We start from the raw sequence: 20,542 nt of genomic DNA on the forward strand, positions 1-20,542 counted from the left end.
TCCGGCAAAAGCCCTATTCGGCCGCCTGCGTGCGGATGAATCCACCGGACTGGCGTTGCCAATAGCGGGCGTAAAGGCCACCTTTTGCCAGCAGCGCATCATGGGTGCCCTCCTCGACGATGCGCCCATCATCCATCACCAGAATGCGATCCATCTCGGTCAGGGTGGACAGACGGTGGGCGATGGCCAGCACGGTCTTGCCCTCCATCACGCGGGTGAGGGCCGATTGGATCGCGGCCTCGACCTCGCTGTCGAGCGCGCTTGTCGCCTCGTCCAGCACCAGAATCGGCGCGTCCTTGAGGATGGCACGGGCCAGCGCGATGCGCTGACGTTGCCCGCCGGACAGCTTTACGCCCCGTTCGCCCAAATGCGCGTCATAGCCGCGGCGTCCCTTGTGATCCTGTAGATCCAGGATGAAATCATGGGCTTCGGCCTTGCCCGCCGCCTCGATCATCGCCGCCTCATCCGCATCGGGATTGCCATAGAGGATATTGTCACTTGCAGCGCGATTGAACATCGCGGTTTCCTGCGTGACCATCCCGATATTGCGGCGCAGGCTTTCCTGCGTCACGGCGCGGGTGTCCTGCCCGTCGATCAGAATGTGACCCTGTTCCGGCTCATAAAGGCGCAACAACAGCGATACGAGCGTGGATTTCCCCGCACCAGACGCGCCCACAAGACCCACTTTTTCCCCCGGTTTGATCGTCAGCGACACATCCTGAATGCCGCCCGTATCCCGCCCATAGGCAAAGCCAAGACTGTCAAAAGTGATCTCTCCTTTCGACACGTCCAGACGCGCAGCACCCGGCGCATCATCGACGCGGGACCGGGGGGTCAGGGTGCGCATCCCGTCCTCGACCTCGCCCACGTTCGAATAGATCGCCATCAGGGTGAAACTGACCCAGCCGGTCATCTGCGCAATGCGGATGGCAACGGCGCCCGAGGCGACGATATCCCCGGGCGAGGCCAGCCCGCGCTGCCACATCAGGATGGTGCCGCCCAGCAACAGCACAGGCAGCAACCCCGCCAGTGTCATCAGGGCAAGGCGGAATCCGGCGGCTAGAATGCCGAACTGCACAGAATTGGCACGGAAGGTCGCCATCGCGCCAAGGGCGGCCTGATCTTCATGATCATCATGGGCAAACAGCTTGACCGTCTTGATATTGGTAATCGTGTCGACCACCTGCCCCGACACCATTGCACGGGACGCAGCCCGCGCGGCCGAGCGTTTGCGGATGCGCGGCAGGTACCAGCGGATCAGTGCGAAATAGAAGATCAACCAGACGCCAAAACCCAACGCGACGCGCCAATCAATGGCCAAAAGCAGCAGAACAGAACCAACCAATGAGGCCAGCGCAAAGGCCACCACGTTGATGAATTCCGACACGACATCCGTGACGGCACGCGCCGCCTGCATCTGCTTTTGTGCAATGCGACCGGCGAAATCGTCGTCAAAGAACCCGACCGACTGGCCCAAAGTCCAGCGATGCAGACGCGACAGCACCAGCGGGTTCACATTGGGTTGCACGATGATGGCGTTGGTCGCCGCGCTCAGCCCGAACAGCACCGGGCGCGCGATCAGAAAGAACACCAGCGAACCGATGACCAGCCCAAGGTTGCTGACGTCAAAGAACCCGTCTGGGCCCAGCGTGACCGTGGCATCAATCACCCAGCCAAGGATCAGCGCGGTGCCCGCCTCAAGCGCGCCCGCCGCCGCCGAACAAAACCCGGCCAGCCACAGCGCAGGCCAGGCACCCGACAGACACCAGCGCATGAAGGGCCACAGCTCTTGCGGTGGTGGCCCTTCGGCACGGCGAAACGAATCGATCCAGTTCGAAATCTTCACTCGGCTGCCTCGGTTGCGATGAACCCGCCCGACTGGCGCGCCCAGAACTCTGAATATAGGCCACCTTTTTTCAAAAGCGCGTCATGGGGGCCGTCTTCGACAATATTGCCGTCATCAAGCACAAGGATGCGATCCATTTCGGCAATGGTGGACAGGCGGTGCGCAATTGCGATCACCGTCTTGCCCTCCATCATCTTGTAAAGCGTGTCCTGAATCGCCGCCTCAACCTCACTGTCGAGCGCGCTTGTTGCCTCGTCCAGCACAAGGATCGGCGCGTTTTTCAGGATGACACGGGCAAGAGTCACACGCTGACGCTGTCCGCCGGACAATTTCACGCCGCGTTCCCCAACTTGCGCCTCGTAACCGGGACGTCCCTCAGGATCGGACAGATCAAGAATGAAATCATGGGCTTGCGCCTGCCTTGCCGCCTCGATCATCTCTTCCTCGCTCGCGTCGGGACGGCCATAAAAGATGTTCTCACGCACTGAACGGTGCAGCAGCGAACTGTCCTGTTGGACCATGCCGATGTTCAGACGCAGACTGTCTTGGGTCACCTGCGTGATGTCCTGACCGTCGATCAGGATCTGACCGGATTCAGGGTCGTAAAAGCGCAAAAGCAGCTTGACCAAGGTCGACTTGCCCGCACCCGAGCGGCCAACCACACCGACCTTTTCGCCGGCGCGGATGGTAAAGCTGACAGAGGACAAACCGCCACTGCCGCGCCCGTAATGGTGCGTCAGGTTCTTCACCTCGATCTGGCCGCGCTGCATGAGAAGCGGCTTGGCATTGGCGGCATCGACCAGCGTGATCGGTTGGGCAATGGTCTCCATACCCTCGGCCACCACACCCAGTTCCTGAAAGAATGAGGTCAGCGCCCACATGATCCAGCCCGTCATGGCGTTCAGACGCAATGTCAGCGCCGTGGCCGCAGCAACCACACCCACGCTGGCCGCACCTTGAGTCCACAAGGCAATGGCCCAGCCGACCACACCCACGATCAGCAACCCGTTCAACACCATCAGTACGACATCCATGATGGTGAACAGGCGCATCTCGCGCATGAAAGTGGTGCGCGTGTTTTCGATGGCGGACTTGGCATAGTCCAGCTCGCGTTCGTGGTGGGCGAACATCTTGACCGAATGGATGTTGGTATAGGCGTCAACCAGCTTGCCAGTCAGTTGCGAGCGCGCGTCTGATGCCGCCTTGGACGCAGGGCCGATGCGTTTGACCGTCCACACCACCAGCGCAGCATAAAGCACAAACCACACCAACAGTGGCAGCAGCAGTCTCATATCGGCCACCATCAGCAACACCGCCGCACCAAGCAGGTAGGCCAGCGAAAACGAAATCGCGTCAAAGACCTGAAAAATCACCTCGCCTGCCGACCGCGGGGTCTGCATGAGGCGGTTGGCAATGCGCCCGGCAAAGTCGTTCTCGAACCAGCCAACGGATTGACGCAACACGTGTTTATGCGCCCGCCAGCGGATCAAACTGCCAAAGTTCGGCAAAATCGTGTTGTTGAGCAACAGCACATCCAGCATCTGCAACAAGGGCCGGGCCACCAGCACGAACACGGCGACCAGAATCACCTCGGTTCCGTAGGTATCCCAGAACGCGTCCGGTGATGTGCCAAGCAGATCGACGACGCGGCCCATATAGTAGATCAGGCCAACCTCGATCGAGGCCACGACAAGTGACATGATGGCGGCCAGCACAAAGACGCCTTTGAACGGTTCGGAATACCCGCGCAGAAATGGCCAGATTTTTGTGGGGGGCGTGTCGGTTTCAGTATAGCTGACATACGGATCGACAAGCGATTCAAAGTATTTGAACATGGGGAAATCTCGGAGATTGGTGGTGCAACATGGGTGTGACGCAGGCCAAAGCCCGTTTCGTCACATCAGACGATCGGCGACAATATCAGGTGTCGTTCCAGATCCCGCGAACCATGTGGTATCCTCCGTGTTCGCGATACTCTTAGCGCTGGTCGCTCAAAAAGTCACGCGCCCAAAAGCGCGTTTTTCGACTTTTCGAGATTTGAGGCCAACCACTCCGACTTGAGTGCCGCCAGCCTGTCGCCCAGCGCCTTGCCTTGGAGGTCAGGCAAGTCACTGGCTTTGATCGGAAATTCGGCCTGTGCCCCTTCGGCAACTTCGCTGATTTCTGACACATCCAGAACGGTATTGGCCATCACCGCACGCAGCAAGATCGCGCCGAACCCTGCCCCTTTTCCTGCCATATGCCCGATGGCTTTTGCCCCCAGCGCGCTTGTGCTGTGATCCCGGATCGACGCCAGACGCTTTTGATCTGCCCGCGACAAACGCAGCCGGTCCGCCACATCCTCCCCGCCCAGCGCAGCAAGCCGGGTCACGGGATCTGCAGCGGCCCCGACACCCTGTTCCAGATGGACAAGTGGGGCCACCAGTGTTGGGTCAGCCCCCGGCAGGATTGCACTCAACACTCCGGTCTGCGCCATTACGGCCAGCGCTGGCGCGGGATCAGGCGCAGACAGCAGTTTGACCATCTCGGCACCCACACGTTCGGCAGATAACGTCTCTAACTCGTCAAGATTTGTGGCAATGCCGTCCAGCGCCTCGGCATCCCAACCCTGATCGGGGGCCGCATACCACGCATGAAAGCGAAAGAACCGCAGCGTGCGCAGGTAATCCTCGCGAATGCGCTGCCCGGCATCTTCGATAAACCGGATGCGTCCCACCTGCAGGTCCGGCAGACCGTGCAGCGGATCAACGACTGTGCCCCTGCGATCCGCATAGATGGCGTTCATCGTGAAATCGCGGCGGCGGGCATCATCCTCGATATGCGTTGAAAAGGCGACAACCGCGCGGCGACCATCCGTCGCCACATCGCGCCGGAACGTGGTGACCTCAAAGGCGTCTCCCCTCGCCACCACCGTAACCGTGCCGTGATCGACACCGGTGGGAATGGCGCGGAAGCCAGCGGCCTTCACGATCCGCATTACCTGATCAGGCGTGGCATCCGTGGAAATATCAATGTCGCTCGCCGCCAATCCCAGCAGTGCATTGCGCACACAGCCCCCGACGAACAGAGCAACATGACCTGCGTCTTCGAGGACTTGGCACAGTTTTTGCGCCGCCGGATCGGTCAGAAACGGCGTCTTCGGGTCTAGATCTTGGGCAATGCGTCGGTCCATCCCCGCAATATACGCGCGGTCGCGCCCCAGATGTAATAGGGCCCGTAAGGCACCGCGTAATAAGACCGACGATGGCCGCGCCAGCGCCGCGATTCCACGACATAGTTGGAAGGATCGAGGACATGGGCCAGGGGTACGCGGAACACTTCGGCAACTTCGCCCGCCTCCGGCACGGCCTGAAACTCCTGCGTAATCAGTGCGATGACCGGCGTCACAGTGAACGCCGTGACGGTTTCATGGGGCGCGAATGTGCCAAGCACCTCGGCATGGTCCAGCGGCAGGCCGATTTCCTCATGCGCCTCGCGCAGCGCGGTGGCGATCAGGTTTTCATCGCCTTCGTCCTGTTTGCCGCCGGGAAAGGCGATCTGACCCGGATGGTGTTTCAGAGCCGAAGACCGCTTGGTCAGGATCAGATCATATCCGTCGCGCCCCGCAATGATGGGTGCAAGCACAGCGGCCGGACGTAGGCGACGCCCCGCCACCAGGCTCACATCCGGGTTCAGATCAAAATCAGACGAGGCATCACCGCCCCGCGCCAGCGCGGCGCAGGTGCGGGAGATGAGATCACTCACCGGTCTGGGCGTCGGCCTCGAACCCGACCGAGGCCGGATCAAGGTCGTAATGCGCCCCGCAGAACTGGCAATCGGCAGTCACACGCCCATCGTCCGTAGTCATCTTTTCGATGTCACGGGCTGAATAGATCGACAGGCTTTGACGCACGCGATCTTCGGAACAGGTACAGCCAAAGCGCACCGGTTGCGTGTCAAACACGCGCGGCGTTTCCTCATGAAACAGACGCAGCAACAGGTCATTGGGTGGGACCTGCGGGCCGATCAGCTCCATCTCTTCGACTGTGTCGAGCAAGATGTTCACACGGTTCCAGTTCTCGGACGCATCGCCGTCAAGCAGATCGGTTGCGGCCAGCAACTCGCCCGTTCCCTCACCCTTGGCCATCAACGGAGACGCCTTCGGCATGTGCTGGAGCATCACGCCCCCGGCGCGCCAATGCTCGGCGACACCCGGTTCGGACGACTTGCCAAAGCTGAGCTGAAAGCGGGTCGGCAACTGCTCGGACTGGGCAAAATAGGCCTCGGCACAAGCGGCCAGCGACCCACCTTCAAGCGGGGTGATGCCCTGGTACGGGGTCATGCCCTTGCCCTGATCGATCATGATGGCAAAGTATCCCTCGCCCACCTGATCAAAGGGGGCGGCATCGGTCAGCCGATCCGCATCATAGCTGGCATAGGCACGAATGCGCGCCGGGTCCCCCTCTTTCTCGGGGCCATAGTAATCCGTAGAGATCATGCGCACCGCACCCTTGGACTGCACCTGCAATTGCAGCTTCCAGCGCAGCTTGATCGTCTGGCCGATCAGCGCGGTCAGCAATGCCATTTCCGCCACCAACGCCTCGACCTGGGGGGGATAATTGTGCTGCTTGAGGATACCACCCAGCACCCCGTCCAGACGCGCGACGCGTCCGCGGATGTCAGCGGCATCAAGTTGGAATGGCAGGACGGTGTCGTCCCACACGAGTTGCGAACCAAGAGTCATGGGGTTTCCTTTGGCGCCACGTATTGGCATATCGAAGCCCTATATAGGATTGTGTGTCAAAACTGAAAGAGGGTGCCGATGAACCGCCGGATGGGACAGCCCCCCGAGGCCGGTCGGCGCTATATCGTGCGACAGGGCGCCTATGCGATCCTGCCACGTGATGGGGCGGTTTTGCTGACCTGCCAAAGCGATCCTGATCCGGATTTTCAATTGCCCGGCGGCGGTATCGATCCCGGGGAAAGCCCGTTGCAGGCCCTGCACCGTGAAGTGTTCGAGGAAACCGGCTGGCACATCGCGCGTCCGCGCAGGCTGGGTGCGTTCCGCCGATTTGTCTATATGCCGGAATATACGATGTGGGCGGAAAAACTGTGCCATGTCTATGTGGCCTGGCCCACCCTGCAGATCAGCGCGCCAACCGAAGACAATCACCTGGCCGTCTGGATGAGCCCGCAGGACGCTGCGCTCCAGCTGGGAAATGAAGGCGACCAGCATTTTTTGAGCCGTTACTTTTCCCGCTCGGTCCCGTGATATTCGAACAGAATGCCTGACACATCATCGGGAAAGGTCTGGATCACGGCAAACTCTTCGAGTTTCCATAACATCGCCTCAAAGAATGCGGGCCCAGACACGTCCCTGAGATCACGCATCATTTCCTCGACCCCTTCTTCTTCGAGCATTTCGCCCTGCGGATTCGGGCATTCGGTCACGCCGTCCGACAACAGCAGCAGCCGATCACCGGGATTCAGTTTCGTCTCGAACTGGGTGAACGAAATGCCCGACATCAGCCCCACCGGAAAACCCCCCGGACCTTCCTGTTCGATTGTACCGTCCTTGCGCTGGATTGCCGGGTGCGGATGGCCAGCCTGCGCCATGCGCACATGGCCCGTGACCAGATCCACGTCGGCAAGCAGCAGAGTAAAATAATGCTCCGTCTCCATCTCATCGAGAACGAGATCGTTGAGCGTTTCGATTACGATTTCAGGCGGCAGGAACGCATAACTGCCATCATCCAGCCGCTGCAGGGCAACGTTTTGGTCCGGCGCAGCCGCAGACAGATACCCGGCCAGACGGGCGGTCATCAGGGCCGAACTGATCCCGTGACCAGACACGTCGATGGAAAACAGCCCCAGATGGCCAGCGCCTGCCGGGAAAAAGCCGACAAGATCGCCGCCCACATGCCCGCTTGACCGCAGCATCAGCGACACGTCACCCGTTTCAAATGATTTGTTGCGTTCGCGGATCAGCGATTGCTGCAGCTTTTTCGCCTCAAGCAGGTCACTGTCGAGTGAGTTATAGACCCGCTGCAATTCATCCAGTGTCTCGGAAATGAGGTCATTCTTGCGGGTCAGTTCGCGCTGCATCAGCAGGATGCGCTCACCCGCTTTGATCCGGGCGCGCAACTCGTTTGCATCGACGGGCTTGGTGACAAAATCGTCGGCACCGGCCTCAAGGCCCATGGCAATTTCGTTCTTTTCGCTCTTGGAGGTCAGAAGGATGAAATAGCCATAGCGATCCCCCGAAAGCTGGCGAAACGCGTTGCAGAATTCCAGACCGTTCATGCCCGGCATCATCCAGTCGCTGAGCACCAGATCAGGCTGAACCTCCGCCGCGATCTGCAATGCCTCCTCGCCGGATGCCGCCTCGAACACCTCAAACCCCCAGCGTTTGACCGAACTGCACAGAATCTTGCGCTGCAGCTTGCTGTCATCGACCACCAGCACCTTTTGCGGTGCGGCCGCATCCGTCGGCGGGGACACAGGCACCTGTTCCACGTGTATATGCCTGGCCTTGGTATTCATCTCACCCTGTTATCCAATCTGTCTCGGTTTTGCCTACTCCAAAGCACTTAATGGCGGATGAAATTGCACCGCCGAGTATCTAAACCTTTAAAGGTAACCCGTTCTTAATTTGATCTGTGCTGACATGCTTTCGGGGCTCGGAGACGGACAATGATTGACTGGCAGCGCGTAATAAACCTCAAGGACGAGATCGGCGACGAAGACTTTGATGAGGTCGTTCCGCTCTTTATCGAGGAAGTATCGGAAATCACGAACCGGCTGCGCGCCGGGGTGGATTTAGATCGGTTGGAAGGGGATTTGCATTGCCTCAAAGGCAGCGCGCTGAACCTCGGCTTTTCCGAGTTTTCAGACCTGTGTCACGCGGGCGAATCGCTGTCTGCCAAGGGCAAGGCGGCAACGGTCGACGTCACCGCAATTCTCGATTGTTTCGAGGTGTCGAAGAACGCGTTCCTGTCAGGGCTACAGGACGGAATCGCCGCCTAGATCACAAACTGCGCCAGCATTTCGTCGTTGGTAATGTCGGTATAGGTGAACCCACCAGCATCGAGCGCGGCGCGCAAACGGTCAAAATTCTCTGGCGCGCGCGTTTCGATACCAATCAGGACAGAGCCGAAGTTGCGCGCGGATTTCTTCAGGTATTCGAACCGCGCAATGTCATCTTCCGGGCCAAGAATGCTCAGGAAATCCTTGAGCGCGCCGGGACGCTGCGGCATGCGCAGGATGAAGTACTTTTTGACGCCGGAATAGCGCTGGGCCCGTTCTTTCACTTCCGGCAGACGTTCGAAATCGAAATTGCCGCCAGAGGTGACGCAGACAACGGTCTCGCCCGCAATCCTGTCGCGAATGTCTTTCAACGCATCCACGGCTAGGGCGCCCGCTGGTTCCAGCACAAGTCCCTCGACGTTCAGCATCTCGATGATCGTGGTGCAAATGCGGTCCTCGGGAATGTTCATCACGTCGGCAGAATCAACATCCGCCAAACGCGCAAAGGTCCGCTGCCCGATCTTGGCAACCGCAGCGCCATCCACAAAGCTGTTGATGGGAGACACATCCACCGGCGCGCCAGCCTTCAACGCTTCGGCCAGTGACATGGCCCCATGCGGTTCGACAAAAGTATAGGCAACCCGGTCGACAAAATAGCTGCGCGTGCCCGCTGACAGGCCGCCACCACCGACAGGCAGGATGATGCGATCTGGCACACGACTCAATTGCGCCTCGATCTCAACCGCGACCGAGGCTTGGCCCTCAATCACGTCCTCATCGTCAAAGGGCGACAGAAAATGCCCACCTGAGTCGGTACAAAACGCCTGCGCAGAGGCCAGCGTTTCGTCGAAATAATCGCCCGTCAGCCGCACCTCGACATGATCACCGCCGAACATACGGGTTTTCTGGATTTTCTGCTGCGGCGTCGTCACCGGCATAAAGACCACACCGTGCACCCCGAAATGGCGACACATATAGGCAACGCCCTGCGCGTGATTGCCCGCGCTGGCGCACACAAACACCGCGTCCTTGCGCATGACCTTGCGCATCGCATTGAACGCACCACGCAGTTTGTAGGATCGCACCGGGCTCAAATCTTCGCGTTTCAGCCAGATCTCGGCGCCATACCGCGCTGACAGCAGATCATTGCGCAACAGGGGTGTCGGCGGAAACACCTCTCGCATCGCGGCTTCGGCGGCGCGCGCACTGTCCTGAAAACTCATGAATGGGTCCCTTTTCGCAATCATTCCGACCTACACGCCCCCGCCCCCGCGGGTCAATCTTGCCCCCATAGTGCAAAAACGGTATCGCCTGCCAAACCTCATGAGGAACGAAAGAAATGAGCGCCCCAAAGAAAGTTGTGCTGGCCTATTCCGGCGGCCTGGACACGTCGATCATCCTGAAATGGTTGCAGACCGAATATGGCTGCGAGGTTGTCACCTTCACCGCCGATCTCGGACAGGGTGAAGAACTCGAACCCGCGCGCGCCAAGGCCGAGATGATGGGTGCGTCGAGCATCTATATCGAGGATGTCCGCGAAGAATTCGTGCGCGATTTCGTCTTTCCGATGTTCCGCGCCAACGCGCTATACGAGGGTCTCTACCTGCTGGGCACCTCCATCGCGCGACCGCTGATTTCCAAACGTCTGGTCGAAATTGCCGCCATCGAAGGGGCAGATGCCGTCGCGCACGGGGCGACAGGCAAGGGCAACGATCAGGTCCGTTTCGAACTGGCCGCCTACGCGCTGAACCCGGATATCAAGGTCATCGCCCCGTGGCGCGAGTGGGATCTGTCCAGCCGGACCAAACTGATCGACTTTGCAGAAAAGAACCAGATTCCCATCGCCAAGGACAAGCGTGGCGAGGCCCCGTTTTCCGTCGATGCCAACCTGCTGCACACCTCGTCTGAAGGCAAAGTGCTCGAAGATCCGGCCGTGGATGCACCCGATTACGTCTACCAGCGCACGGTCGCACCCGAGGATGCACCGAACGAGCCCGAATATATCGAAGTGGGCTTCGAGAAGGGTGATGCGGTCTCTATCAACGGCGAATCGATGTCTCCGGCGACGATCCTGACCGAGCTGAACCGGCTGGGCGGCAAGCACGGCATTGGCCGGCTCGATCTGGTCGAGGGTCGGTTTGTCGGGATGAAGTCGCGCGGTATCTACGAAACCCCCGGTGGTACTGTTCTGCTCGAAGCACATCGCGGGATCGAACAGATCACGCTTGATCGCGGGGCCGCGCACCTCAAGGACGAGATGATGCCGCGCTATGCCGAGCTGATCTATAACGGCTTCTGGTTCTCGCCCGAGCGCGAAATGTTGCAGGCCCTGATCGACAAAAGTCAGGAACATGTGACCGGCACCGTTCGCCTGAAACTCTACAAGGGTCTGGCGCGCACTGTGGGCCGCTGGTCTGATCACAGCCTCTATTCCGAGGCGCATGTGACCTTTGAGGATGACGCGGGTGCCTACGATCAGAAAGACGCCGCAGGGTTCATCCAGTTGAACGCGTTGCGTCTGAAACTGCTGGCCGCACGCGACCGCCGCCTCAAATCCTGATCTTGCGCGCGGCGAGCGCCTCGTAATGAGGCATCGCCGCGTCTGCCAACCGGGCATAATCACCTTCCAGCTTCGGCAACGGCCCTTCGCCCGAGTCAAACCCGGTCGAATCATGCACCGCGCCATACCAGTGTGCCGCCCAGACGCCATCCTGCGGATGCCCGCCCTTGGGCCAGTGCAACATGTTCGACGTCCAGGGAATGCCGATCCGGCGACAAAGCGCCTGCAAGGCCGCCTCCGGGTCGGCTCGTATGTCACTTGAATCGATAACAATCGGATCGTTGGTCCGCACAAGCAATGCGGCCTGCTGCGCAAAACCCAAATCGTCCAACGTCGGCGCTTCGCGCTTTTTGGCATAGCTTGAGATCACCCGCGCAGGGTGGCGGATCAGCAGCACATGACACATGCCCGCCATCCAGTCCTCCGGCCAATCGGGCGACATGTGGTGCGCCATATGTTTTTGGTAAAAAAAAGGCTCTGACACAGGCGAAATCAACGATTTGGCGACCTCGCCAGGGTCATTGGGTTGACTGGCCAGAACAGCGCCGCGCATCGGATGATCCGCCCCGGTCTGCGCCAGAAAGGCGGCATAAAACGGTTCATCCACAACGCGGCAATCCCCCCGCGCGGCAAAGCTGTACATCATCGCCGTCGACAGATTGCGCGGCCCGGACCACATGGCAATACGTTTTGTCATGCAAATCAGGCTAAGGCGGTGGATCGTCGCGGTAAACGACCAATCACAGGACTGCGACCTCGCTCGCCTGTGAATTGTATGACAGCCCGGTTTGGCCCAGACTCCGACAAAAGGAGTAGTGACATGACCGCACGCCGTACTTTCAAAACCGTATCCTTGGCCTTCTCCATCGCCGTGGGCCTCATCGCGCAGGCCAAATCCAGCCAGGCGCAAGACCTCGAGACGCTGACTGTCGCAGGCGGCTGTTTCTGGTGCGTCGAGGCGGATTTCGAAAAAGTCAAAGGCGTGAAAGAGGCCGTGTCGGGATTTGCAGGGGGAACAGTCTCTAATCCGACCTACAAACAGGTGACCGGCGGCAATACCGGCCATTACGAGGCGGTTCAGATCACATTCGACCCTGCGCAGGTGCAGGTCGACACGCTGTTGTCGCTGTTTTTCCGCTCCATCGATCCGACGGATGCAGGCGGACAGTTCTGTGACCGGGGCGACAGCTATCGCACCGCGATATTTGCCAAACCATCCCAGACAAGTGCGGCACAGGCGGCCAAGGCGGCCGCTCAGGCCGAACTGGGTCAATCCGTGGTCACGCCCGTCTTGTCTGCTGGCGAGTTTTACCCGGCCGACAGCTACCATCAGGACTTCTACAAGGACAGCAAGGTCATCCTGACCCGCTTCGGTCCCAAGTCCAAAGCCAAGGCCTACAAAGCCTACCGTGACGCCTGCGGGCGTGATGCACGGGTCAAGGTCTTGTGGGGGTCGGACGCGCCGTTTGTCGGCGGTTAAGCCAACCGCGCATCCTCGATATCCTTTAGGTCGGGGATCACATCCGCCGTTCCCTTGCGCGTCACCATCAGCGCGCCAGCCTGCGTCGCAAGGCTGAGCGCCTGCAGCATCGGCATGCCCCGATCCAGACCCGCCACGAGATAACCGGTAAAGGTATCCCCGGCCCCGGTTGTATCCACGGGCGTGACCGGAATCGCAGGCATATGTGTCTCTGATCCCGCCAAAACGTCGAGCCAGCGGCACCCGTCAGCCCCCAGCGTCACAACGATGGAGGCAACACCGAGATCCGTCAGTTCGGATTTCATCGCCATCGATAGCTGCTGTGCCTCTACCGCATTCAGCACCAAAAGGTCGGTAAAGGGCAGCACCTCGGCCACGGCCTGCGCATCAAACGGGGCGGCGGCATAAACCACATGCAAGCCCAGTTGTTTCGCAATTTGGGCTGCATATTTTTGGCCGTTTGTTTCGTTTTGTATGACCAGATAATCGCCCGCCGCCGCATCCGACAGCGCCGCCCCGATCATGTCCTCCGTGATGGCGCGATTGGCACCGGGAAACACGACGATCTGGTTTTCTCCGTCCTCATCAACCGAGATATTCGCATGACCCGTCGGCTGGTCAGGCAGGGTCGCGATCCGGCTCGTGTCCACGCCATATTCCAGCAACCGCTCAACCGTCCACGCGCCTTCCTGACCCACAGCACCGATATGTGTCACACGGGCCGCCGCACGAGCCATCGCCACGGACATGTTTGCGCCTTTTCCGCCCAGACCTTGCGTGTAACCCAGCGCACTCAGCGTCTCCCCCGGCGCGGGCAGATGCGACAGGCGATAAACGTTGTCGATATTGATCGAGCCCAGGTTCCAGACCGCCATCAGCCCACCTTGCAGGCTGCAAGCACCGCCATGTTGAGGATGTCATTCGCCGTCGACCCGGACGAACAGATCTGGATCGACCCATCGACTCCGGCCAGAATCGGGCCAATCACCGTCGCCCCGCCCATTTCCTGCATCAGTTTGACCGAAATGCTGGCCGAATGGCGCGCCGGAACCACGAGGATGTTCGCCGGACCGGTCAGGCGCGAGAACGGATACGCTGCCTGCGCCTGCGCATTCAGCGCCACATCCACGGTCATCTCGCCCTCATATTCAAAATCAACGCCACGGGCGTCCAGCACCCGCGGTGCCTGATGCATCTTTTCCGCACGTTCGGACACCGGATAGCCAAAGGTCGAAAAACTGACAAAGGCCACACGCGGCTCGAGCCCCATATTTCGCGCAACGGTGGCAGCCTGGGTGGCGATGTCCGCAAGGTCCTCTTCATCCGGCCATTCATGGACCAGCGTATCGGCAATAAAAATGATCCGACCCTTGTGAATAAGCGCCGTGATGCCCGCCGCCTTGCTGTTCACATCCGCATCAAACACGTGGTTGATCCGATCCAGAATGTGCGCGGATTTGCGAGTCGCGCCGGTGACAATCCCCTCACCATGGCCATGGGCCAGCATCAGCGCCGAAAACACATGACGGTCGCGCGCAGCAAGGCGGTGAATGTCCTGTCTGTCAAACCCGCGCCGTTTGAGCCGGTCATACAGGTGGGTTTTGTACTGCTCCAAATGCGTTGTGTTGGCCGCGTTGACCACTTCCAATTCACGGACCGCATCGCCAAGACCTGTCTCGGTCAGCTTGGCCTTCACGTCGTCGATCCGACCCACAACCAGCGCTTTGCCAAAGCCAGAGCGCTGATACATCACCGCCGCCCGCAACACGCGCGGATCGTCGCCTTCGGCAAAAATCATACGGGCCTGTGCCGCGCGCGCCCGCGCGTTGATACCGGTCAGAATGCTGGCCGTCGGGTCCATTCGCGATTTGAGGCTCAGCTCATAAGCCTCCATGTCGATGATGGGGCGACGGGCCACACCGGTGTCCATGCCCGCCTTGGCCACGGCTGTCGGAATGCGGTGGATCAGGCGTGGATCAAAGGGCGTGGGGATGATGTAATCGCGCCCAAAGGACAGCGATTTGCCATAGGCCAGCGCCACCTCGTCCGGCACATCCTCGCGCGCAAGATTGGCCAAAGCATGGGCACATGCGATTTTCATCTCGTCGTTGATCGCACGCGCATGAATATCGAGCGCGCCGCGGAACAGATAGGGGAAACCCAGTACGTTATTGACTTGGTTGGGATAATCGCTGCGCCCCGTGGCCACGATCGCGTCCATACGCACCTCGTGCGCCTCTTCGGGCGTGATCTCGGGATCGGGATTGGCCATGGCGAAAATCACCGGATTATCGGCCATGCTTTCAACCATCTCGGGCGTCACGGCCCCTTTGACAGAGACGCCCAGAAAAACGTCCGAATCCTTCATCGCATCCTCAAGGCTGCGCAGGTCGGTCTTGACAGCATGAGCTGACTTCCACTGGTTCATACCCTCGGTACGGCCCTGATAAATGACGCCCTTGGTGTCACAGACAATGCAGTTTTCATGGCGCGCACCCATGGCCTTGAGCAATTCGATACAGGCAATCCCGGCCGCACCCGCGCCATTCAGAACAATCTTCACATCCTCAATCTTCTTGCCCGAGATGTGCAGCGCGTTGATCAAACCGGCCGCACAGATCACCGCCGTGCCATGCTGGTCGTCATGAAAAACAGGGATGTCCATCTCTTCTTTCAGGCGCTGCTCGATGATGAAGCATTCAGGCGCCTTGATATCTTCGAGGTTGATGCCGCCAAAGGTCGGGCCCATCAGCCGCACGGCGTTGCAGAATTCATCCGGATCCTCTGTGTCCAGCTCGATATCGATGGAATTGACGTCGGCAAAACGCTTGAACAGAACCGCCTTGCCCTCCATCACCGGCTTTGATCCGAGCGCGCCAAGATTGCCCAGACCCAGCACCGCCGTCCCGTTTGAAATCACAGCAACCAGATTGCCCTTGTTCGTGTAATCATATGCAAGTTCAGGATTTTCCGCGATCGCCTCGCAAGGCACAGCAACCCCGGGCGAATAGGCAAGGCTCAGATCGCGCTGAGTCGTCATCGGCACCGTTGCGCTCACCTCGAACTTGCCCGGCGTGGGCTCCATATGAAACGCGAGCGCCTCTTCCGCGGTCACCTTGTTACTTGTCATGTGTTGCGTCCTCCCCTGACCCGACAGGTCTAGCCCAGCGCGAGCCATGCCTCAATCGACTTTGGGTTTCGCTTGGGCGCGGCTGTTTGTAAGGTCGCGCGACACTTGCCTTTGGGGGGCCACGTTCATGTCGACAACGCCAATGATGGCGCAATATCTCGAGATCAAAGCGGCTCACCCCGGTGCGCTGCTTTTTTATCGAATGGGCGATTTTTACGAGATGTTCTTTGAGGACGCGGTCAACGCCGCCGCCGCGCTCGACATTGCGCTGACCAAACGCGGCAAACATGACGGCGACGATATCCCGATGTGCGGTGTGCCGGTGCATTCAGCCGAAGGGTACCTGTTGACGCTCATCCGCAAAGGGTTCCGGGTTGCGGTCTGTGAACAGATGGAAAGCCCGGCAGAGGCGAAAAAGCGTGGATCAAAGTCTGTCGTCAAACGCGACGTGGTTCGGTTGGTCACGCCCGGCACCCTGATCGAGGAGTCTCTGCTGGAAACGCGGCGACACAATTTCCTGGCCGCCTTTGCCGATGTGCGCGGCAGTTCTGCACTGGCATGGGTCGATATCTCGACCGGTGCGTTTCACGTCATGGCGCTCGATACGACCTTGTTAGGGCCTGAATTGGCCCGCCTTGCCCCGTCTGAACTGGTTGTCGCCGACACACGCGAACAGGACCTGCGCCCCATCGGTGAAGATTTCGGGATTTCGATCACCACCCTTGGCCCTGCCGCCTTTGACAGCGCCGCTGGCCTTGCCCGCCTCACCGAGTTGTTCAAGGTCGCGACGCTGGATGCGTTTGGCACCTTCTCGCGGGCCGAGGTCGGGGCGATGGGTGCGCTGGTCGAATATCTCGAGATCACGCAAAAGGGCAATCTGCCACTGCTGCGCCCTCCCCAGCAAGAAGCACAGTCCAAAACCGTCCAGATCGACGCCGCGACACGGCGCAATCTGGAACTGACCGCTGGTCTGTCCGGGGGTCGCGCCGGATCACTGCTCGAAGCAGTCGACAAGACGGTCACCGCTGCCGGCGCACGCCTACTGGAACGGCGCATCGGGTCCCCCTCTCGCATTTTAGAGACCGTTTCGGAACGCACAGAGGCCGTGGATTTCCTCGTTTCGGATCAAGGCCTGTGCCAATCACTGCGCACTGAATTGCGCGGCGTGCCCGACATGGATCGCGCCCTGTCCCGCCTGTCGCTTGACCGGGGCGGCCCGCGCGACCTTGCCGCGCTGCGCGCTGGCCTCACTCATGCGCAGGACATCACCAAACTCTCGCAAACAGATTTTCCACCCCTTCTGTCTCGCGCCTTTGCCGACCTCACCGGGCATGCGAACCTGATCGACCAACTCGATGCAGACCTGATCGCTGAGCCCCCGCTTTTGGCCCGCGACGGCGGGTTCATCGCCTCTGGCTGCGACCCCGAACTCGACGAGGCACGCAAACTGCGCGACCAGGGCCGATCCATCATCGCGCAATTGCAGAAAGACTATGCAGGGGCCGCCCAAGTCCAGTCTCTCAAGATCAAGCACAACAACGTGCTCGGCTACTTCATCGAAGTCACCGCCACCCACGCAGACAAGATGATGTCCGCCCCATTAAACGAGACGTTCATCCACCGTCAGACCACCGCCAATCAGGTCCGCTTTACCACAGTCGATCTTTCCAGTCTCGAGACCCGCATTCTCAACGCCGGCTCCCAAGCCATCGAGATCGAAAAGCGTCACTATGAAAGGCTAAAGTCCCTCATTCTGGACGCCGCGCCCCAAATCAGCCAGACCGCCCGCGCATTGGCCGAAATCGATCTGAACACCGGTTTCGCCCATCTGGCCGTGACCGAAGACTGGTGCAAGCCAACCCTCGATACCTCACGTGCTTTCGAGATCACAGGCGGACGGCACCCCGTTGTCGAACGCGCGCTGCGCCAGCAAGGGGGCGATCCGTTCATCGCAAACGACTGCACGCTGAATGCCGAGGATCACGCTGCCATCTGGCTGCTCACCGGGCCAAACATGGCCGGTAAATCAACCTTTCTACGCCAGAACGCCCTGATCGCGATCCTCGCGCAATCGGGCAGCTTCGTCCCTGCGCAAAGCGCCCACATTGGACTGGTCAGCCAGATTTTCAGCCGCGTGGGCGCATCAGACGATCTGGCACGCGGACGGTCGACCTTCATGGTCGAGATGGTCGAAACCGCCGCGATCCTCAATCAGGCAGATGACCGCGCGCTGGTCATTCTGGATGAGATCGGGCGGGGTACGGCGACTTATGACGGATTGTCCATCGCTTGGGCAACGCTGGAACACCTGCATGATGTGAACCGATCGCGCGCATTGTTCGCAACGCATTACCACGAGATGACCGCGCTGGCGTCCAAGCTCGACGGCGTGGAAAATGCCACTGTCGCAGTCAAGGAATGGGAGGGCGAAGTTGTCTTCCTGCACGAAGTCCGGCGCGGCGCGGCGGATCGATCCTACGGTGTGCAGGTGGCGCAACTTGCCGGATTGCCCAGCGCGGTCATCGCCCGTGCACGCGTTGTGCTCGACGCTCTGGAAAGCGGAGAACGCGAAGGCGGCGCGACCCAGAAAACACTGATCGACGACCTGCCGCTATTCGCAGCTACACCCGCGCCGCCCCCGGCAAAACCCAAACGATCACCTGCGCTGGACTTGCTCGAAGCCGTTCATCCCGACGATCTCAGCCCACGCGACGCACTCGATCTGATCTATAAACTGAAAGACGCGGCCAGGGACTGACCGCGTCTTCATTGTTCTTCAAATATGCAAATCTGTCAGCTGGCAGGCATCGATGACACGCCAACCTGCGCGGGACGCAGCAACCGGTCATGCAGCATGAATCCTTCGGCGGCGACCTGAATAATCTCGCCCGCCTTGGTGCCGGGCACAGGGGCCTCGAACATCGCCTGATGGTGCTGCGGGTCGAACACGTCGCCGACCTCGGGCGCGATCACCTCGATCCCGTGTTTCTTGAACACGTTCAGCAACTCGCGCATCGTCAGCTCGACACCTTCCAGCACCGGGCCGGACACTTCACGTTGTTCATCCGTGACTGCCTCAAGCGCACGCTTCATGTTGTCGTAAACCGGCAGCATGTCGCGGGCCAGCTTGGACCCGCCATAGTTCTCGGCCTCGCGGCGATCTTTTTCCGACCGTTTGCGCGCGTTTTCGGCATCCGCCAGCGCCCGCATAAACCGGTCCTTCAGCTGATCGCGCTCGGCCCGCAACTGGTCCAGCTCCAGCGCTTCATCATCAATCTCCAACATCTCGTCGGCAAAGGTTTCCTCTTCTGCCTCTTCGATATCGTCCAGAAAATCATCGTTCTTTGGCTCAGCCATTTGTCACCTTTCACTGCGGTCCGACAGCATCCGCCCGACCAGCTGGGCTGTGTAATCCACAATCGGAACGATCCGGCCATAGTTCAGCCGTGTGGGCCCGATGACCCCAACCGCTCCGATAATCTTTCGATCCGCGTTCATATATGGGGAAACCACCAAAGAGGAACCCGAAAGTGAGAAAAGTTTGTTCTCTGAGCCGATAAAAATGCGCACACCATCGCCGGTCTGCGTAAGGTCAAGAAACTCTGCGATATCGCGCTTGCGTTCGAGGTCGTCAAACAGGCTGCGGATGCGATCCAGATCCCCCGCCTCGGCCGTTTCATCCAGCAGATTCGCCCGGCCCCGCACGATCAGCCGTTCCGGAGAATCGCCAGCACCCTCCCACGAGGCAAGTCCGCTTTGAACCAGCGCCTGAGACAGCGCATCGATCTCTTGTCTGCGCGTTTCAATCTCGCGCGTGACGATGCTTTTCACTTCGCTCAGCGTATGCCCTTCGATCATCGCGTTGAGGAAATTGGCCGCCTCGCGCATTGACGACTGCGTTTGACCGGGTGGCGGTTGAAACAGGCGGTTTTCCACGTGACCATCGGCAAACACGATGACAACCAGTGCCTGTTCAGGGCCCAGCGGCACAAAATCGAGATGCTTAATCGGTGCCTCGCGCTTGGGGGTCAGAACCAGCGACGCCCCATGGGTCACACCTGACAAAGCAGAGCCTACACGGTCCAATAGGCTCGCCACGTCCTTTTCGTTCGTGCCCAGCGTCGCATCAATTTTCTCGCGATCGGATTCGTCCGGCAGCCCGACCTCAAGCAGCCCATCCACGAACATCCGCAACCCCTGCTGAGTCGGCACACGGCCTGCGCTGATATGCGGACTGCCCAGCAAACCCATGAACTCGAGGTCCTGCATCACGTTGCGAATGGTCGCTGCACTGACCTTTTCGCTGAAATCGCGGGTCAGCGTGCGCGACCCGACGGGACCACCGGATTCCAGATACCCCTCGACCACGCGACGGAACACCTCGCGCGAGCGATCATTCATGTCATCAAGGATTTTCTGGGTCTCTGTCATCGACTGTTATTAAGGTCCACTCAATTCAAAGGTCAATCGGGGTTGCCACTGCACCGGGGCTAGCGTTATCCCCGATCAGCAACGAAAAGG

At 59.8% G+C, this 20,542-nt stretch carries 17 protein-coding genes; 5 read left to right on the forward strand and 12 right to left on the reverse strand.

Going from position 1 to position 20,542, the window contains the following annotated elements:
* Positions 1–13: 13 nt before the first annotated feature.
* The 5 genes from Q1A89_RS12440 to Q1A89_RS12460 form a co-directional block, all read right to left on the reverse strand.
* Positions 14–1,846 carry an ABC transporter ATP-binding protein gene (locus tag Q1A89_RS12440; RefSeq protein ID WP_299728327.1) on the reverse strand — a complete coding sequence of 611 codons (1,833 nt, stop codon included), beginning with the start codon at positions 1,844–1,846 and terminating at the stop codon, positions 14–16.
* Positions 1,843–3,681, reverse strand: coding sequence for an ABC transporter ATP-binding protein (locus Q1A89_RS12445; protein ID WP_299728330.1), 1,839 nt, complete (start codon positions 3,679–3,681; stop codon positions 1,843–1,845). The genes Q1A89_RS12440 and Q1A89_RS12445 overlap by 4 nt, the downstream gene beginning before the upstream one ends.
* A 164-nt stretch (positions 3,682–3,845) precedes the next feature.
* Positions 3,846–5,018 (reverse strand): CCA tRNA nucleotidyltransferase, encoded by a 1,173-nt coding sequence (locus Q1A89_RS12450; protein WP_299728333.1) that lies wholly within the window; start codon positions 5,016–5,018, stop codon positions 3,846–3,848.
* The gene (locus Q1A89_RS12455; protein ID WP_299728335.1) at positions 4,991–5,590 is read right to left on the reverse strand and encodes a CoA pyrophosphatase; all 600 of its coding nucleotides are present in this window, start codon (positions 5,588–5,590) and stop codon (positions 4,991–4,993) included. Before Q1A89_RS12455 ends, Q1A89_RS12450 begins: the two co-directional genes overlap by 28 nt.
* Positions 5,583–6,569 (reverse strand): Hsp33 family molecular chaperone HslO, encoded by a 987-nt coding sequence (locus tag Q1A89_RS12460; RefSeq protein WP_299728338.1) that lies wholly within the window; start codon positions 6,567–6,569, stop codon positions 5,583–5,585. Before Q1A89_RS12460 ends, Q1A89_RS12455 begins: the two co-directional genes overlap by 8 nt.
* 78 nt (positions 6,570–6,647) lie before the next feature.
* On the opposite strand from Q1A89_RS12460, the gene Q1A89_RS12465 reads away from it, so the two are divergent.
* Positions 6,648–7,097, forward strand: coding sequence for an NUDIX hydrolase (locus tag Q1A89_RS12465; RefSeq protein WP_299728341.1), 450 nt, complete (start codon positions 6,648–6,650; stop codon positions 7,095–7,097).
* On the opposite strand, the gene Q1A89_RS12470 is transcribed toward Q1A89_RS12465, so the two are convergent.
* A complete protein-coding gene (locus tag Q1A89_RS12470) occupies positions 7,073–8,368 on the reverse strand; it encodes a SpoIIE family protein phosphatase (RefSeq protein ID WP_299728344.1) in 1,296 nt (431 codons plus the stop codon). The genes Q1A89_RS12465 and Q1A89_RS12470 overlap by 25 nt on opposite strands.
* 150 nt (positions 8,369–8,518) lie before the next feature.
* Here Q1A89_RS12470 and Q1A89_RS12475 point away from each other — a divergent pair, with 150 nt between their 5' ends.
* Positions 8,519–8,851 (forward strand): Hpt domain-containing protein, encoded by a 333-nt coding sequence (locus Q1A89_RS12475; RefSeq protein ID WP_299728349.1) that lies wholly within the window; start codon positions 8,519–8,521, stop codon positions 8,849–8,851.
* Here Q1A89_RS12475 and ilvA read toward each other — a convergent pair.
* On the reverse strand, positions 8,848–10,074 hold the full coding sequence (gene ilvA / locus Q1A89_RS12480) for a threonine ammonia-lyase IlvA (RefSeq protein ID WP_299728352.1): 1,227 nt from the start codon (positions 10,072–10,074) through the stop codon (positions 8,848–8,850). The genes Q1A89_RS12475 and ilvA overlap by 4 nt on opposite strands.
* Before the next feature lie 116 nt (positions 10,075–10,190).
* Between ilvA and Q1A89_RS12485 the strand changes: the two genes are divergently transcribed.
* Positions 10,191–11,411: an argininosuccinate synthase gene (locus Q1A89_RS12485; protein ID WP_299728355.1), complete on the forward strand. Its 1,221-nt coding sequence runs from the start codon at positions 10,191–10,193 to the stop codon at positions 11,409–11,411.
* On the opposite strand, the gene Q1A89_RS12490 is transcribed toward Q1A89_RS12485, so the two are convergent.
* Complete coding sequence (locus tag Q1A89_RS12490) at positions 11,401–12,108, reverse strand: HAD family hydrolase (RefSeq protein WP_299728358.1); 708 nt, start codon at positions 12,106–12,108, stop codon at positions 11,401–11,403. The two genes, Q1A89_RS12485 and Q1A89_RS12490, sit on opposite strands and share 11 nt — an antisense overlap.
* 123 nt (positions 12,109–12,231) lie before the next feature.
* Between Q1A89_RS12490 and msrA the strand changes: the two genes are divergently transcribed.
* Positions 12,232–12,891 carry a peptide-methionine (S)-S-oxide reductase MsrA gene (msrA, locus tag Q1A89_RS12495; RefSeq protein WP_299728360.1) on the forward strand — a complete coding sequence of 220 codons (660 nt, stop codon included), beginning with the start codon at positions 12,232–12,234 and terminating at the stop codon, positions 12,889–12,891.
* Here msrA and Q1A89_RS12500 read toward each other — a convergent pair.
* Together Q1A89_RS12500 and Q1A89_RS12505 are read right to left on the reverse strand one after the other, a co-directional pair.
* The gene (locus tag Q1A89_RS12500; protein WP_299728362.1) at positions 12,888–13,766 is read right to left on the reverse strand and encodes a ribokinase; all 879 of its coding nucleotides are present in this window, start codon (positions 13,764–13,766) and stop codon (positions 12,888–12,890) included. The genes msrA and Q1A89_RS12500 overlap by 4 nt on opposite strands.
* Entirely contained in the window at positions 13,766–16,021 is a 2,256-nt protein-coding gene (locus Q1A89_RS12505) for an NADP-dependent malic enzyme (protein ID WP_299728364.1), read from the reverse strand. The genes Q1A89_RS12500 and Q1A89_RS12505 overlap by 1 nt, the downstream gene beginning before the upstream one ends.
* Positions 16,022–16,148: 127 nt before the next feature.
* On the opposite strand from Q1A89_RS12505, the gene mutS reads away from it, so the two are divergent.
* Positions 16,149–18,779: a DNA mismatch repair protein MutS gene (gene mutS, locus Q1A89_RS12510; RefSeq protein WP_299728366.1), complete on the forward strand. Its 2,631-nt coding sequence runs from the start codon at positions 16,149–16,151 to the stop codon at positions 18,777–18,779.
* A gap of 35 nt (positions 18,780–18,814) precedes the next feature.
* Here mutS and Q1A89_RS12515 read toward each other — a convergent pair whose 3' ends face one another.
* Positions 18,815–19,378 (reverse strand): nucleotide exchange factor GrpE, encoded by a 564-nt coding sequence (locus Q1A89_RS12515; protein WP_299728368.1) that lies wholly within the window; start codon positions 19,376–19,378, stop codon positions 18,815–18,817.
* Positions 19,379–19,381: 3 nt separating this feature from the next.
* Positions 19,382–20,452 carry a heat-inducible transcriptional repressor HrcA gene (gene hrcA, locus Q1A89_RS12520; protein ID WP_299728370.1) on the reverse strand — a complete coding sequence of 357 codons (1,071 nt, stop codon included), beginning with the start codon at positions 20,450–20,452 and terminating at the stop codon, positions 19,382–19,384.
* Positions 20,453–20,542 lie beyond the last annotated feature (90 nt).

The organism is uncultured Tateyamaria sp., from assembly GCF_947503045.1.
In the GTDB taxonomy this organism is placed as follows: Bacteria; Pseudomonadota; Alphaproteobacteria; order Rhodobacterales; family Rhodobacteraceae; genus Tateyamaria.